The organism is Streptomyces sp. NPDC048566 (assembly GCF_043199735.1).
Taxonomy (GTDB): Bacteria; Actinomycetota; Actinomycetes; order Streptomycetales; family Streptomycetaceae; genus Streptomyces.
Genome location: NZ_JBICWL010000002.1, coordinates 372,941 through 388,567, shown reverse-complemented (window position 1 = coordinate 388,567; position 15,627 = coordinate 372,941). Strand labels below are relative to the sequence as shown.

Below are 15,627 nucleotides of genomic sequence, written 5' to 3'. Positions count from 1 at the left end.
GCAGGCGCGGGCGGCCCTCGGCCACGCACCGCCGTCGTCACACTGCGGGTCTACGCGCACCTGTCGCCGGGCGAAGTAGACCGCACCCGGTCCGTGATGGACGCCGTGCTCGGCGGCCTGCGGACCGGGTGCGGACAGGTAGGCCCTCTGACCGGCGAAACCACAGGTCAGAGGGCCTGGCCGGAGATCAGCCCTTCTTGATCTCCCAGAAGCGGAACACGGTCGAGGCGTCCAGGCAGTACTCCAGGCCGTAGACGTCGTCCGCCGCCACGGCGTACTGCTTGGCCTGCCAGACGGGGACGACCGGCAGGTCGGCGGCGACGAGGTCCTGGAGCTTGCCGTAGGACGCGCCGGTCGCGGAGCGGTCGCTCTGGGCGGCCGTCCTCGGGATCAGGGTGCCGGTGATCGTCGGGTTGCCGAAGTGGTTGCCCAGGACGTTGCCCTTGCCGAAGAAGGGGGCCGTGAAGTTGTCGGGGTCGGGATAGTCGGGAATCCAGCCCTTCACGTACACGCCGTACCGGCCGCGGGCGATGTCCTTCTCGTACTGGTCGTAGGGGACGGACTCGACGCTCGCGTCGAACAGCCCGCTGGCGTTGAGCTGCTCGGCGATCGCCTTGAACTCCTCGTCCGTGGAGGGGCCGTAGCGCGAGGGGGTCGACCAGAGGGTGAGCTTCACCTTGCCGGTGAGGCCCTCGTCGCGCAGGGCGGCCTCCGCCTTGGAGCGGGAGGGACGGGCGCCGTAGGTGTCGAAGAAGGACGTGCTGTGGCCGGTGATGCCGGCCGGGATGATCGAGTACAGCGGCGTGGCGGTGTCCTGGTAGACGTCGTCGACGAGGGCGTCGCGGTCCAGCAGGTAGGCGATGGCCTTGCGCACGCCGAGCCTGCCGGCCACCGGGTCGTCCATGTTGAACACCAGGTGCTGGACCTCGGCGCTGTTGCCCTCGGTCACGTGGACGCCGCCGCCGCTCGCGCCGCCCGCCATCCGGGCGATGTCGCCGGCGGCGAGGCCGCGGTAGGCGACGTCGACGTCGTGCCGGAGCACCGCGTTCTTCAGGGCCTTCTGGTCGCCGTGGAAGAACTTCAGCGTGACGCCGGTGTTCTGGACCTCGGCGGTGCCCTTGTAGTGCGGGTTGACGGAGAAGACGGCCTTGTCGTCGCCGAACGAGTCGAGCCGGTAGGGACCGGAGCCGACGGCCTGGTGGTCCTCGCGCAGGCCGTTGGTGGCGTACTCCCGGTGGTCCACGATCGAGCCGGCACCCGAGGCGATCTTGCTCGGGAAGGTGGCGTCGGCGTACTTCAGGTGGAAGACGACGGTCTTGTCGTCCGGTGTCGCGACCTTGTCGAGCATGGGGAACATGACGGCCGGGCCGGCGCTGTCGTCGATCTTCATCATGCGGTCGAAGGAGTACTTCACGTCGGCCGAGGTCAGCGCGTCGCCGTTGCTGAACTGCAGGCCGTCCCGGAGCGTGCAGGAGTACACCGTGGTCGCGGCGTCGGTGAACGAGCACGTCCGGGCCGCCTCCGGCTCCGGCTCGGTGCCGCCCTTGGGGAAGCTCAGCAGCGTCTGGAAGACGTTGTCGAACAGCAGCCACGATCCCGGGTCGTAGCCGGAGGCGGGGTCGGTGGCGAGGACGTCGTCGGACATCCCCATCACCACGGAGGAGCCGTCGCTCCCGGAGTCGCCCGTCTCCGAGCCGCATCCGGTCAACAGGCCGGAGGCCAGCCCCGCCACGATGGGCAGGACTGGCCACTGGTTGCGCATGTTCACGTGCAGGTGCCTTGTCGTTGGAACTGGTGCACCCGGGGCCCGCGTGGGGCCCCGGGCAGGATCGGTCGCTCAGCCCTTCACACCGCGGCCGAGCTCCCACAACTGGAGGGTGGAGGAGGAGTTGAGGGCCCACTCCGAGCCCGTGATGTCGTCGCGCGCGGCGATGTACTGCTTGCCCTGCCAGAGCGGGATCAGCGGCACGTCGTCGGCGACGATGTCCTGGATCTCGCTGATGCTCTTCGACGCGGTGAGGCGGTCGGCCTCGCGACGGGACTCCGGGATCAGGTTGTTGATGATGTTGCCGTTCGAGTAGGGCGACTTGAGGAAGTTGTCCTTGTCGAGGAACGGCGCGAGGTAGTTGTCGGCGTCCGGGAAGTCGGGGAACCAGCCCATGCCCCAGACGTCGTAGTCGCCGGCGCGCTCGGCGGGGACGAACTTGTCCCAGGTGGTGCCCTGGATGCTGACGTCGAAGAGGCCGCTCGCGTTGAGCTGCTTCTTCAGGATCTCGAACTCCTGCTTCGTGGCCGCGCCGTAGTGGTCGGTCGTGTAGTGCAGGGTGACCTTGACGGGCGTGGTGACGGCCGCCTTGGTCAGGAGGTTCCGGGCCCGCGCGACGCTCGCGTCGCCGTACTTGTTGAAGAAGGCGTTGGCGTGGCCGGTGATGGTGGCCGGGACCATCGAGTAGAGCGGCTCGGCCTGGGTGCCGTACACCTTGGCGACGAGTTCGCCGCGGTCGATCACCTGCGCCATGGCCTGGCGGACCGCCTTGTCCTTCACGGACGGGGCGTCGGTGTTGAAGGCCAGATAGCGGATCTCCAGGCCGGGCATCTCGTTGAGGTTCACGTCGCCGCCCGAGGCGGTGGACAGCTTGGTGATCTGCGCGGGCGTCATCGAACGGGTCATCAGGTCGATGTCGCCCTTGGCGAGGGCGGTGCCCATGGTGTCGGCGTCCTCGAAGGAGCGCATCTCGACCTTGGAGTTCCTGACCTTCAGCTCACCCTTGTAGTTCGGGTTCTTGGTGAAGACGGCCTTGACGACGGCGTCGTCCTTGACCTCGGACTCCAGGGTGTAGGGGCCGGACCCGTCGATGGAGAAGCCGTCCCGCAGCTTGTCCTTGTCGTAGTCCTTGGGGTTCACGATGCCGGCGACCGGGGTCGACAGCTTGTACGGGAAGGTCGCGTCCGCGCTCTTGAGGTGGAAGATCACCTGGCGGTCGCCCTGGGTCTCGACCGTGTCGACGGTGGACAGCAGGGCGAAGACACCACTGTCCGCCTTGATGGCCCGCGCGCGGTCGATGGAGAACTTCACGTCCTTGGCGGTGACCGCGTCCCCGTTGGAGAACTTCAGTCCCTCGCGGAGCGTGCACGAGTAGCGCTCGTTGCCGCTGTCGCTGAACCCGCACTTCTCCGCCGCCTCGGGCACCGGCTCGCCGTCGCCGCGCGGCTGGACCATCAGCGTCTGCACGGTCTGGCGCAGCACGTTCCAGGTGCCGACGTCGTAGGCGTAGGCCGGGTCGAACGGAGCGGGGGCGTCCTTCGACGCGGTGAACCGGTCCGTGGTGCCGACAACGATGGCATCGCCGCTGCTGCTGCCGCTGTCCGAACCACCACACGCGGCGAGCACCGGGGCGAGCAGACCGACCACGGCCGGCAGCACCAAAGTCTTGCGGTTCATGCTCGAGTTTCTCCAGAGCTGTAGTTTCCGCGAGCCGGCATGCAGGGGTGGCGCGGCGGGTCACGGGGTTACGGCATTGTTCTGGCGACGACATTAGTCCGCACCACCAGAACGGCCCGCAGGCACCGGAGTTGCGGTGCGCTCACGCTGCGAAACCGGGCGCGGACGCACCGATAACCCGACACGGGAAGGATTCGTGCAGCGTTCCACCAAACGGGACACAAGGGCCCGCCGGGCCCGCACGAATGGGCGGTCAACACACAAGTCGGTCCCCCTGTCGACCCTCCATCGAGTGACGAACATCACAGTGTCAACTCGGCCGGAGGGGACTGGAATTCGGCCATCCGCCGCATTGCGCCCCACCGAACCCCTCGCCCGCGCTTACCACAGCGATGCCCGGTACCGCCTGCGGGTGGCCGTCCCGGCACCCGGAGTGACGCCGCCGGGCACTCCGGGTGAACACCTAGCGCGTCTGCGCCATCAGCCCGTGCAGGAAGGGGAGGTCGACCTCCTCCAGGGAGCCGACCACCGTGCGGCGGGTCGCCGGCGCGATCGGGGCGACCGAGGGGACGGCGACCACGTGGCAGCCGGCGGCCTCGGCGGCGGCGACACCGGTCGCGGTGTCCTCGACGACGGCGCAGCGCCCGGGTTCGGCGCCGAGCCCGGCGGCGGCGAGCAGATACGGGTCGGGGAACGGCTTGGTCCGCTCCACCTCGTCGCCCGCGACGGTCAGGGTGAAGAAGTGAGAGCCGATGGAGCCGAGGACCCGGTCGATGATCCGCCGGTGCGAGGCGGAGACCAGGGCCGTGGGGATCTCGTGCGCCGCGAGTTCGGCGAGCAGTCTGGACGCGCCCGGCATCAGCGGCAGGGAATGGCCGATGCGGCTCTCGAAACCATCGTTGAGCAGCACGGACAGCTCGGCGAGCGTGATGTCGGCACCCGTGGCCTCGATGAGGAATCCGGCGCTGCGGGTCATGGGGCCGCCGACCACGACGTGCCGCCACGACTCGTCCAGGACGTGCCCGAGGGTCCGGAAGACCTCGACCTCCACGTCCCACCAGAATCCCTCGGTGTCGACCAGGGTTCCGTCCATGTCGAGGAGAACGGCCTGCAGGGCGGAGCCCTCGGCCGTACGGGTTCCGAGCGCGGGGACCGTGCTGGTCATCCTGGCGCACCTCCTTGAGGGACGATCAGGCCGGTCGTCCCTTCTGCGTGCAAGGGACAACCGGCCTGCGGTGGACCGACCAGTGTACGACGTATCCGATCAATGTGCGCGGGAGCGGGTGCCGCAGCGCGCCGGCACGCTCACCGTGCGTTGAAGTACTTCGCCTCCGGGTGGTGGATGACGATGGCGTCGGTGGACTGCTCCGGGTGCAGCTGGAACTCCTCGGAGAGGTGGACACCGATGCGCTCGGGCCGGAGCAGGTCCGCGATCTTGGCGCGGTCCTCCAGGTTGGGGCAGGCGCCGTAGCCGAGCGAGAAGCGGGCGCCGCGGTACCTCAGGGCGAACATGTCCTCGATCTCGGCGGGGTCCTCCCCCGCGAAGCCCAGTTCGGAGCGCACGCGGGCGTGCCAGTACTCCGCCAGCGCCTCGGCGAGCTGGACGGACAGGCCGTGCAGTTCGAGGTAGTCGCGGTAGGCGTTGGCCTCGAAGAGCTTGGCGGTCTCCTCGCCGATGCGCGAGCCCACGGTGACGACCTGGAAGCCGACGACGTCGGTCTCCCCCGATTCCTCGGGGCGGAAGAAGTCGGCGAGGCACAGCCGGCGCCCGCGGCGCTGGCGGGGGAAGCTGAAGCGGGTCCGCTCGTTGCCCCGCTCGTCCAGGATGATCAGGTCGTCGTCCTTGGCCACGCACGGGAAGTAGCCGTAGACGACCGCCGCCTCCAGCAGGTTGTCGGTCTGCAGCCGGTCGAGCAGTCCGCGCAGCCGGGGCCGGCCCTCGGTCTCGACCAGGTCCTCGTAGCTCGGGCCGTCGCCGGCGCGGGCCTGCTTGAGGCCCCACTGGCCCTTGAACAGGGCGCCCTCGTCCAGCCAGGAGGCGTACTCCTTGAGCTGGATGCCCTTGATGACACGGGTGCCGGTGAAGGGCGCCGAGGGCACCGGGTTGTCGGTGGAGACGTCGGAGCGGACGTGGCCCTCCTCGGGGCGCTCCTCGACCACGGCCGTCTCCGCGGCGGCCCGCACCCGGCGCTGCTTCAGCTCGGGCAGGGCGGCTCCGGGCACCCCCCGCTTGACGCCGATCAGCGCGTCCATCAGGCGCAGGCCCTCGAAGGCGTCCCGGGCGTAGCGCACCTCGCCCTGGTAGATCTCGTGCAGGTCCTGTTCGACGTAGGCCCGGGTCAGGGCGGCGCCGCCGAGGATGACGGGGTAGTCCGCGGACAGGCCGCGCTGGTTCAGCTCCTCCAGGTTCTCCTTCATGATCACGGTGGACTTGACGAGGAGGCCGGACATGCCGATGACGTCGGCCCGGTGCTCCTCCGCGGCGTCCAGGATCGCGGAGACCGGCTGCTTGATGCCGAGGTTGACCACGTTGTAGCCGTTGTTCGACAGGATGATGTCGACGAGGTTCTTGCCGATGTCGTGGACGTCGCCGCGCACGGTGGCGAGGACGATGGTGCCCTTGCCCTCGGCGTCGGACTTCTCCATGTGCGGTTCCAGGTAGGCGACGGCCGCCTTCATGACCTCCGCGGACTGGAGCACGAACGGCAGCTGCATCTGGCCGGAACCGAACAGCTCGCCCACGACCTTCATGCCGTCGAGCAGGGTGGCGTTGACGATGTCGAGGGCGGGCCGTTCTGCGAGCGCGGCGTCGAGGTCGCGCTCCAGGCCGTTCTTCTCGCCGTCGATGATCCGCCGCTTGAGGCGCTCGTCCAGGGGCAGCGCGGCCAGTTCCTCGGCCTTGCCCGCCTTGAGCGACTTGGTGGTGGCGCCCTCGAACAGGGCCATCAGCTTCTGCAGCGGGTCGTAGCCCTCGGAGCGGCGGTCGTGGATCAGGTCGAGGGCGGTGGCGACCTCCTCCTCGCTGAACCGGGCGATCGGAAGGATCTTGGACGCGTGCACGATCGCGGAGTCCAGTCCGGCCTTGACGCACTCGTCGAGGAAGACCGAGTTCAGCAGGATGCGCGCGGCCGGGTTGAGGCCGAAGGAGATGTTCGACAGGCCGAGCGTGGTCTGCACGTCCGGCCGGCGGCGCTTGAGCTCGCGGATCGCCTCGATCGTCGCGATGCCGTCCTTGCGGGACTCCTCCTGGCCGGTGCAGATGGTGAAGGTCAGGGTGTCGATGAGGATGTCGGACTCGTGGATGCCCCAGTTGCCCGTGAGGTCGTCGATGAGCCGCTCGGCGATGGCGACCTTGTTCTCGACGGTCCGGGCCTGGCCCTCCTCGTCGATCGTCAGCGCGATCAGGGCCGCGCCGTGCTCCCGGGCGAGGCGGGTGACCTTCGCGAACCGCGAGTCGGGCCCGTCGCCGTCCTCGTAGTTGACGGAGTTGATGACCGCGCGGCCGCCGAGCCGCTCCAGGCCCGCCTGGATGACGGGGACCTCGGTGGAGTCCAGCACGATCGGCAGGGTGGAGGCGGTGGCGAAGCGTCCGGCCAGTTCGTCCATGTCCGCGACGCCGTCCCGGCCGACGTAGTCGACGCACAGGTCGAGCATGTGCGCGCCCTCGCGGATCTGGTCGCGCGCCATCTCCACGCAGTCGTCCCAGCGGCCGTCCAGCATGGCCTCGCGGAACTTCTTCGATCCGTTGGCGTTGGTGCGCTCGCCGATGGCCAGGTAGGCGGTGTCCTGGCGGAAGGGGACGGTCTGGTAGAGCGAGGCGGCGCCGGGCTCGGGGTGCGGGTCGCGCGCTCCGGGCGTCGCGCCGTCGACGCGCTCCACCAGTTGCCGCAGGTGCTCCGGCGTCGTGCCGCAGCAGCCGCCGACCAGGGACAGCCCGTAGTCGCGGACGAAGTTCTCCTGGGCGTCGGCGAGGCCCTCGGCGTCGAGCGGGAAGTGCGCGCCGTCCTTGGTCAGGACGGGCAGGCCGGCGTTGGGCATGCACAGGAGCGGGATGCGGGAGTGCCGGGTCAGGTAGCGCAGGTGCTCGCTCATCTCGGCCGGGCCGGTGGAGCAGTTCAGGCCGATCATGTCGATGCCGAGCGGCTCCAGCGCGGTGAGCGCGGCGCCGATCTCGGAGCCCAGCAGCATGGTGCCGGTCGTCTCGAACGCCATCGAGACGAGCAGCGGCACCCGGACGCCGGTGGCCTCCATGGCGCGGTGGGCGCCGAGGACGGAGGACTTCGTCTGCAGCAGGTCCTGGGTGGTCTCGACGATCAGCGCGTCGGCGCCGCCGGCGAGCAGGCCCTCGGCGTTGGCCTGGAAGCCGTCGCGGAGGGTCCCGTAGCCGACGTGGCCGAGCGTGGGGAGCTTCGTGCCGGGGCCGATGGAGCCGAGGACCCAGCGCTGGCGGCCGTCCCGGGCGCCGAACTCGTCGGCGACCTCGCGGGCGAGCCGGGCGCCGGCCTCGGACAGCTCGTGGACGCGCTCGGGGATGTCGTACTCGGCCATCGCGGAGTGGTTCGCGCCGAAGGTGTTGGTCTCGACGCAGTCGACGCCCACCGCGAAGTACGCCTCGTGGACGGAGCGGACGATGTCCGGGCGGGTGACGTTCAGGATCTCGTTGCAGCCCTCGAGGTTCTCGAAGTCGTCGAGCGTGGGGTCCTGCGCCTGAAGCATCGTGCCCATGGCACCGTCGGCCACCACCACCCGGGTGGCGAGCGCCTCGCGGAGTGCGTCGGTTCGCCTGCGGCCCTCCGCGGTACCGGACGAAAGGGACGGGTTCGGCAACGAGGCCATGAAGGTGCTCCCTGGAGTGCGACGGCTGTCGGCTTTGCGCTTCCCGTGGAAGGCGCACGCCGTCAGCGTAGCCCGGAGCACCGGAGATCGGTCGGGGCGTCCACGGGACGGACGCACGGGCGTGGCGCGGGGCGCCCGGGTGACGGTCGTGTGGAGATGCCCGGAACATGTGGCGACCACCCATTGGCGAGAGCCCGGCTACGACGGGTAGTGTTCGGCATTGCCGAACGGTTGCGACCAGGCGCACGCCGACGGCCGAAGGGGACGGAGGCAGCACGGCGATGGCACGGAACATCCAGTCGCTCGAACGGGCGGCGGCGATGCTGCGGCTGCTCGCGGGCGGTGAGCGTCAGCTCGGGCTGTCGGACATCGCCTCCTCGCTGGGCCTCGCCAAGGGTACGGCCCACGGCATCCTGCGCACGCTCCAGCAGGAGGGGTTCGTCGAACAGGACGCGACCTCCGGCCGGTACCAGCTGGGCGCCGAGCTGCTGCGGCTGGGCACCACCTATCTCGACGTGCACGAACTGCGGGCGCGCGCCCTGGTGTGGACCGACGACCTGGCCCGTTCCAGCGGCGAGAGCGTCTACCTGGGCGTCCTGCACCAGCAGGGCGTCCTGATCGTGCACCACGTCTTCCGCCCCGACGACAGCCGCCAGGTGCTGGAGGTCGGCGCGATGCAGCCGCTGCACTCCACGGCCCTCGGCAAGGTGCTGTCGGCCTACGACCCGGTGGCGCACAGCGAGGTCCTGGAGGTGGAGCGCACCGCGTTCACCCCGCGGACGGTCGGCGGGCTGGAGGAGTTCGAGGGTGTCCTCGACCTCACCCGGGCGCGGGGGTACGCGGCCGACGTGGAGGAGACCTGGACCGGGGTGGCCTCCGTCGCCGCCCCGATCCACAACCGGCGGCGGATGCCGGTCGGCGCGGTGGGGATCACCGGTGCCGTGGAGCGGGTCTGCAAGGACGGGGAGCTGCGCCCCGACCTGATCGCCGCGGTCCGCGACTGCGCCCGCGCGGTGTCGCGGGACCTGGGCGCCGGGCGGTTCTGAGGCGCGCCGGGCCGGGGCGGGCCCGCACGGGACGAGGCCGGGAGACCGAGGGTCTCCCGGCCTTCCGTGTGCCCGCGGGCCGGCCGGGGCCCGGAGCACCGCCGGACCCCCGGCGGCGGGCGCGCGGAGCCGCTCCGGCAGTCGACCGGACACCGGTCACACACAGGGATCAATAACGATCGTGTTTTCGACTACAGGACCCTTGACGAGCTGGTAACGCGAGAGCAAGACTCCCGTCCATCGGTCGGCATTGTCGAACACCTACCGGCAATAAGCGTTAGAGTGTGGCAATGCCAGGGCCGAGACGCTCTCACCCCCTGAGAGCACGAACCACCGGTGGGACCCGGGGTTCGGCTTCCCCTGGACGAAGGACAAAGGAGTCGCGGGTGTCCAGCTCCGACATCTTCATCGGCGAGACCATCGGTACCGCCATGCTCATCCTGCTCGGCGGCGGCGTCTGCGCCGCCGTCACTCTCAAGCGCTCGAAGGCGCAGAACGCCGGCTGGCTCGCGATCACGTTCGGCTGGGGCTTCGCGGTCCTGACCGGCGCCTATCTCGCGGGCGGGGTCTCCGGCGCCCATCTGAACCCGGCGGTGACCATCGGTCTCGCGATCGAGGGCGGGACCAAGTGGAGCGACGTGCCGCTCTACCTCGGCTCGCAGCTCCTCGGCGCGATGATCGGCGCGGTCCTGGTCTGGATCACGTACTACGGACAGTTCCGGGCGCACCTGACCGACCCGGAGATCCTGGCCGAGCAGCCGGCCGAGGAGGGTCTGGTCGACCAGAAGGCCGCGCCGAAGGCCGGTCCGGTGCTCGGCATCTTCTCCACCGGCCCGGAGATCCGCAACGCGGTGCAGAACCTCGCGACGGAGATCATCGCCACCGTCGTCCTGGTCCTCGCGATCCTCACCCAAGGCCTGAACGACAACGGCAACGGGCTCGGCGTCCTCGGCGCCCTGGTGACCTCCCTGGTCGTCGTGGGGATCGGCCTCTCGCTCGGCGGTCCGACCGGCTACGCCATCAACCCGGTCCGCGACCTGGGTCCGCGTATCGTCCACGCCTTGCTGCCGCTGCCGAACAAGGGCGGCTCGGACTGGAGCTACGCCTGGATCCCGGTGGCCGGACCGCTCGTCGGCGGCGCGATAGCCGGCGGCCTGTACAACCTCGCCTTCAAGTGACACGACGGCCGCACCTCGTCACCACGTCTGAGAACGCCACCCGAGAGCTACGGAGCACATCGTGACCGACGCCCACACCGCAGGCCCCTTCATCGCCGCCATCGACCAGGGCACCACCTCGTCCCGCTGCATCGTCTTCGACCGCGACGGCCGCATCGTCTCCGTCGACCAGAAGGAGCACGAGCAGATCTTCCCGAAGCCGGGCTGGGTCGAGCACGACGCCGCGGAGATCTGGACCAACGTCCAGGAGGTCGTCGCCGGAGCCGTGTCCAAGGCCGGCATCACCCGGGACGACATCAAGGCCATCGGCATCACCAACCAGCGCGAGACCACGCTGCTGTGGGACAAGAACACCGGCGAGCCCGTCCACAACGCGCTGGTGTGGCAGGACACCCGCACCGACGCCCTGTGCCGCGAACTGGGCCGCAACGTCGGGCAGGACCGCTTCCGCCGCGAGACCGGCCTCCCCCTCGCGTCCTACTTCGCCGGCCCCAAGGCCCGCTGGCTGCTCGACAACGTCGAGGGCCTGCGCGAGCGCGCCGAGGCCGGGGACATCCTCTTCGGCACCATGGACAGCTGGGTCATCTGGAACCTCACCGGCGGGGTGAACGGCGGCAAGCACGTCACCGACGTGACCAACGCCTCCCGCACCATGCTGATGAACCTGCACACCCTCGCCTGGGACGAGAAGATCGCCGAGTCCATCGGCGTCCCGATGGCGATGCTGCCCGAGATCCGCTCCTCCGCCGAGGTGTACGGCGAGGTCGGCGGCGGCGCCCTGGGCGAGCTGCTCGGCGGCATCCCGGTCGCCTCCGCGCTCGGCGACCAGCAGGCGGCCCTGTTCGGCCAGACCTGCTTCTCCGAGGGCGAGGCCAAGTCGACCTACGGCACCGGCACGTTCATGCTGATGAACACCGGCGACAAGATCATCAACTCCTACTCCGGGCTGCTGACCACGGTCGGCTACCGGATCGGCGACCAGCAGCCGGTCTACGCCCTGGAAGGCTCCATCGCGGTCACCGGCTCGCTGGTGCAGTGGATGCGCGACCAGATGGGCCTGATCAAGTCCGCCGCCGAGATCGAGACGCTCGCGTCCTCGGTCGAGGACAACGGCGGCGCCTACTTCGTCCCGGCCTTCTCCGGCCTGTTCGCCCCGTACTGGCGCCCCGACGCCCGCGGTGTGATCGCCGGACTGACCCGGTACGTCACCAAGGCGCACATCGCGCGCGCCGTGCTGGAGGCCACGGCCTGGCAGACCCGTGAGATCAGCGACGCCATGACCAAGGACTCCGGCGTCGAGCTCACGGCGCTCAAGGTCGACGGCGGCATGACCTCCAACAACCTGCTGATGCAGACCCTGGCCGACGTCCTGGACGCCCCCGTGGTGCGTCCGATGGTCGCCGAGACCACCTGCCTCGGCGCCGCCTACGCCGCCGGTCTCGCCGTCGGCTTCTGGACCAACACCGAGGACCTGCGCGCCAACTGGCGCCGGGCGGCGGAATGGACCCCCAACATGGCCGCGGACGTCCGCGACCGTGAGTACAAGAGCTGGCTCAAGGCCGTGGAACGGACCATGGGCTGGATCGAAGAAGAGAACTGACGAGGAGTTAGACCCGCAATGACCAGCCAGTCCACCCTGCAGTCCGTGCCTGCCCTCGGTACGCACCCGGCCTCCGGCTCCAACCCGAGCCGCGCCGAGACCCGGGAGCAGCTCTCCAAGGCGACGTACGACCTCCTCGTGATCGGCGGCGGCATCCTGGGCATCTCCACCGCCTGGCACGCCGCGCAGTCCGGTCTGCGGGTGGCCCTGGTCGACGCCGGCGACTTCGCCGGCGCCACCTCCTCCGCCTCCTCCAAGCTCCTCCACGGCGGTCTGCGCTACCTGCAGACCGGCGCGGTGAAGCTGGTGGCGGAGAACCACTTCGAGCGCCGTGCGGTCTCCCGCCAGGTGGCCCCCCACCTGGCGAACCCGCTCACCTTCTACCTGCCCGTGTACAAGGGCGGGCCGCACGGCGCCGCGAAGCTCGGAGCGGGCGTCTTCGCCTACTCCGCCCTCTCCGCCTTCGGCGACGGCGTCGGCCACCTGCTGAGCCCCGCGAAGGCCGCGCAGGACGTGCCGGAGCTGCGCACCGACAACCTCAAGGCCGTCGCCGTGTACGGCGACGACCAGATGAACGACTCCCGCATGGCGCTGATGACGGTCCGCGCGGCCGTCGAGTCCGGCGCCGCGGTGCTCAACCACGCCGAGGTCACCGGCCTGCGCTTCACCCGGGGCCGGGTCACCGGTGCCGAACTGCGGGACCGGCTGTCCGGCGACGAGTTCGGCGTGGACGCGCGGCTGGTGCTGAACGCGACCGGCCCGTGGGTCGACCACCTGCGCCGGATGGAGGACGCGAACGCGGCCCCGTCCATCCGCCTGTCCAAGGGCGCGCACCTCGTCCTGAAGCGGACGGCACCGTGGAAGGCCGCGCTCGCCACCCCGATCGACAAGTACCGCATCACCTTCGCCCTCCCCTGGGAGGACATGCTGCTGCTCGGCACGACCGACGAGGAGTACGAGGGCGACCCGGGCGAGGTCGCGGTCAACGACCGGGACATCACCCAGATCCTCGACGAGGCCGCGTTCTCCATCCGCGACCAGCAGCTCGACCGCGACCTGATCACCTACTCCTTCGCCGGTCTGCGGGTGCTGCCGGGCGGCCCCGGCGACACCTCGAAGGCCAAGCGGGAGACGGTCGTCACCGAGGGCCGGGGCGGCATGCTCTCCGTCGCGGGCGGCAAGTGGACCACGTTCCGCCACATCGGCCGCACGGTCATGAAGAAGCTGGAGTCGCTGCCCGGCCACCCGCTGGGCGAGGACTTCGAGCCGATCTCCGAGCTGCCGAGGAAGCTGCCGCTGCCCGGCGTCGCCAACCCCCGGGCCGTCGCCCACCGTCTCCTGGTGGACGGCCCGGCACCGGGCCCGCGGATGGCCGCCGACACCGCCCGCCACCTGTCGACGCACTACGGCTCGCTCGCCTTCGACATCGCCCGGCTGGCGAACGAGAACCCCGAACTCGCCGAGCGCGTCCACCCGGACGCCCCGGAGATCTGGGCCCAGGTCGTCTACGCCCGCGACAACGAGTGGGCCGAGACGGCGGACGACGTGCTGCGCCGCCGGACGACGCTGACCATCCGCGGCCTGGCGACGGACGACGTCCGCAGCCGGGTGCAGGACGTGCTCGACCGGAAGTAGCCGGGCGGGCCGCCGGAGAGCGGCCCGCGACCCGCGACGAGGGGCGGCGCCCGCAAGGGCGCCGCCCCTGCGGCGTACCGCGGGTCCCGGTCCGCCGGAGGCCGCCCGGGCACCGGGTGCCCCCGCCGCCCGCCGCGCCGCGGGCGGGAGACCAAGGCCCCGGACCCCGCCGGTGGCGCCGGACCAGCGCCCCCGGACGCCCTCCCCCGGGAAGCCGCGCAGGCGTTCCCCTCGTCGCCCGGCCGAGTGGCCGGGCGCCGCGCGGCGCCCGCGCCCTCCCCCGCGCCCGGCCCGCCGGGATCGGGCACGACATGGGGCGGGGACGTCGTCGCACGGGCGCGTCGACCGGGAAGGGCTCCGCCGGCTGACGGATCGTCCGGTCCGGCGATCCGGCGTGTTCCGGGGCGCGGGACGGGGCAGTGATCCGTGCAGTTCCCCACACCAGGGGGCTGCGGAGGCCCCCTCGGCACGCCGTAAGGTTGAGGCGTAGGCGAGGGCACATCGGAAGGAGGCGCTGGGTGATCGAGCTGGAGGGGGTTCCCGAGCTGATCGACCCAGTCATGGTGGCCGCGTTCGAGGGCTGGAACGACGCCGGCGACGCCGCCTCCACCGCGGTCGCGCACCTGGACAGGGAGTGGAAGGGCGAGGTGTTCGCGGCGCTGGACGCCGAGGACTACTACGACTTCCAGGTCAACCGGCCCACCGTGTGGCTGGACGGCGGTGTCCGCAAGATCACCTGGCCCACCACGCGTCTGTCGGTGGTCCGGGTGGGCGGGGAGAAGCCCCGCGATCTGGTGCTGGTCCGCGGTATCGAGCCGTCGATGCGCTGGCGCTCGTTCTGCAACGAACTCCTCGGGTTCGCCCACGAACTGGGCGTCGAACTGGTGGTGATCATGGGTGCGCTGCTCGGCGACACCCCGCACACCCGCCCGGTGCCGGTCAGCGGTGTCACCTCCGACGCCGACCTGGCGCGCACGATGGACCTGGAGGAGACCAAGTACGAGGGCCCCACGGGCATCGTCGGCATCCTCCAGGAGGCCTGCACGCACGCGGGCGTGCCCGCCGTCTCGCTCTGGGCGGCCGTCCCGCACTACGTGTCGCAGCCGCCCAACCCCAAGGCGACGCTGGCCCTGCTGAACCGCCTGGAGGACCTCATCGGCCTGCGCATCCCGCTGGGCGAGCTGGCGGAGGACGCGCGGGCCTGGCAGCTCGGCGTCGATCAGCTCGCCGCCGAGGACAGCGAGGTCGCCGAGTACGTGCAGACCCTGGAGGAGGCGCGGGACACCGCCGAACTGCCCGAGGCGTCGGGCGAGGCGATCGCGCGGGAGTTCGAGCGCTACCTGCGCCGCAGGGACGGCGGCCCGTCCGCCGGGCCCGGCGGCCACGCGACGGAGAGCGGCGAGTCCTACCTCCGCGACACACCCGGCGCGCCCGGCGGACGGGCCCGGCCCCCGATGCCCCCGCGGCCCGAGTCCGACGCCCCGCGCAACGCCGGGTCCGACGCGGAGCCGGCGAAGGGGACCGAGACGGGCGGTGCCCCCGGTTCCGCCGCCCGGGGCGGCGCGGCGGACGCCGAGGGCGGTGCCGGGCGTCCGGCACCGGCGGAGCCGCCGGAGTCCTCCGACCCCTCCGATTCCTCCGGGCCCTCCGATGCGCCGGGCTCTACCGAGGACTGAGCGACCCGGCGACGCAGGACGGGCGGCCGGGCCCGGCGTGGCCCCCGGCCGCGCCGGTCACCGCGTCTCCCGCGCCCTCTCGCGGCCTCTCGCGGCCCGCGGGGCACGACACACCGGTAGGCGGAGGCCGTGTCGAGGGCCCCTCGGTCGACGGGGAACTGCTCGGCGGCGATGTCCGCCGGGTGCCGGGCCTCGCCCCGTCGAGCGGGCCGGC

9 protein-coding genes are annotated in these 15,627 nt (G+C 71.1%); 5 read left to right on the top strand and 4 right to left on the bottom strand.

Going from position 1 to position 15,627, the window contains the following annotated elements; all coding sequences use genetic code 11:
* Positions 1–187: 187 nt before the first annotated feature.
* The 4 genes from ACGFS9_RS05550 to metH all read right to left on the bottom strand — a co-directional run bounded on the left by ACGFS9_RS05550 (position 188) and on the right by metH (position 8,278).
* Positions 188–1,768: an ABC transporter substrate-binding protein gene (locus tag ACGFS9_RS05550; RefSeq protein ID WP_393251016.1), complete on the bottom strand. Its 1,581-nt coding sequence runs from the start codon at positions 1,766–1,768 to the stop codon at positions 188–190.
* A 69-nt stretch (positions 1,769–1,837) separates the two neighbouring features.
* Positions 1,838–3,442, bottom strand: coding sequence for an ABC transporter substrate-binding protein (locus ACGFS9_RS05545; RefSeq protein ID WP_393251015.1), 1,605 nt, complete (start codon positions 3,440–3,442; stop codon positions 1,838–1,840).
* A 463-nt stretch (positions 3,443–3,905) separates the two neighbouring features.
* On the bottom strand, positions 3,906–4,607 hold the full coding sequence (locus ACGFS9_RS05540) for an HAD family hydrolase (protein WP_393251014.1): 702 nt from the start codon (positions 4,605–4,607) through the stop codon (positions 3,906–3,908).
* 140 nt (positions 4,608–4,747) lie between these two features.
* A complete protein-coding gene (gene metH / locus ACGFS9_RS05535; protein WP_393251013.1) occupies positions 4,748–8,278 on the bottom strand; it encodes a methionine synthase in 3,531 nt (1,176 codons plus the stop codon).
* 281 nt (positions 8,279–8,559) lie between these two features.
* Between metH and ACGFS9_RS05530 the strand changes: the two genes are divergently transcribed.
* The 5 genes from ACGFS9_RS05530 to ACGFS9_RS05510 all read left to right on the top strand — a co-directional run bounded on the left by ACGFS9_RS05530 (position 8,560) and on the right by ACGFS9_RS05510 (position 15,413).
* The gene (locus ACGFS9_RS05530; RefSeq protein WP_393251012.1) at positions 8,560–9,324 is read left to right on the top strand and encodes an IclR family transcriptional regulator; all 765 of its coding nucleotides are present in this window, start codon (positions 8,560–8,562) and stop codon (positions 9,322–9,324) included.
* Between the two features lie 386 nt (positions 9,325–9,710).
* Positions 9,711–10,502: an MIP/aquaporin family protein gene (locus ACGFS9_RS05525; protein WP_393251011.1), complete on the top strand. Its 792-nt coding sequence runs from the start codon at positions 9,711–9,713 to the stop codon at positions 10,500–10,502.
* 61 nt (positions 10,503–10,563) lie between these two features.
* Positions 10,564–12,102 carry a glycerol kinase GlpK gene (gene glpK / locus ACGFS9_RS05520; protein ID WP_393251010.1) on the top strand — a complete coding sequence of 513 codons (1,539 nt, stop codon included), beginning with the start codon at positions 10,564–10,566 and terminating at the stop codon, positions 12,100–12,102.
* Positions 12,103–12,120: 18 nt separating this feature from the next.
* Positions 12,121–13,737, top strand: a complete 1,617-nt coding sequence (locus ACGFS9_RS05515; protein WP_393251009.1) for an FAD-dependent oxidoreductase — start codon at positions 12,121–12,123, stop codon at positions 13,735–13,737.
* 518 nt (positions 13,738–14,255) lie between these two features.
* The gene (locus ACGFS9_RS05510) at positions 14,256–15,413 is read left to right on the top strand and encodes a PAC2 family protein (RefSeq protein ID WP_393251008.1); all 1,158 of its coding nucleotides are present in this window, start codon (positions 14,256–14,258) and stop codon (positions 15,411–15,413) included.
* Positions 15,414–15,627: the final 214 nt, after the last annotated feature.

What these genes read in the sequence shown, in the direction of transcription:
- ACGFS9_RS05545 (WP_393251015.1), bottom strand. Translation starts at nt 3,442, where the DNA reads ATGAACCGCAAGACTTTGGTGCTGCCGGCCGTGGTCGGTCTGCTCGCC.
- ACGFS9_RS05540 (WP_393251014.1), bottom strand. Translation starts at nt 4,607, where the DNA reads ATGACCAGCACGGTCCCCGCGCTCGGAACCCGTACGGCCGAGGGCTCC.
- metH (WP_393251013.1), bottom strand. Translation starts at nt 8,278, where the DNA reads ATGGCCTCGTTGCCGAACCCGTCCCTTTCGTCCGGTACCGCGGAGGGC.
- ACGFS9_RS05530 (WP_393251012.1), top strand. Translation starts at nt 8,560, where the DNA reads ATGGCACGGAACATCCAGTCGCTCGAACGGGCGGCGGCGATGCTGCGG.
- ACGFS9_RS05515 (WP_393251009.1), top strand. Translation starts at nt 12,121, where the DNA reads ATGACCAGCCAGTCCACCCTGCAGTCCGTGCCTGCCCTCGGTACGCAC.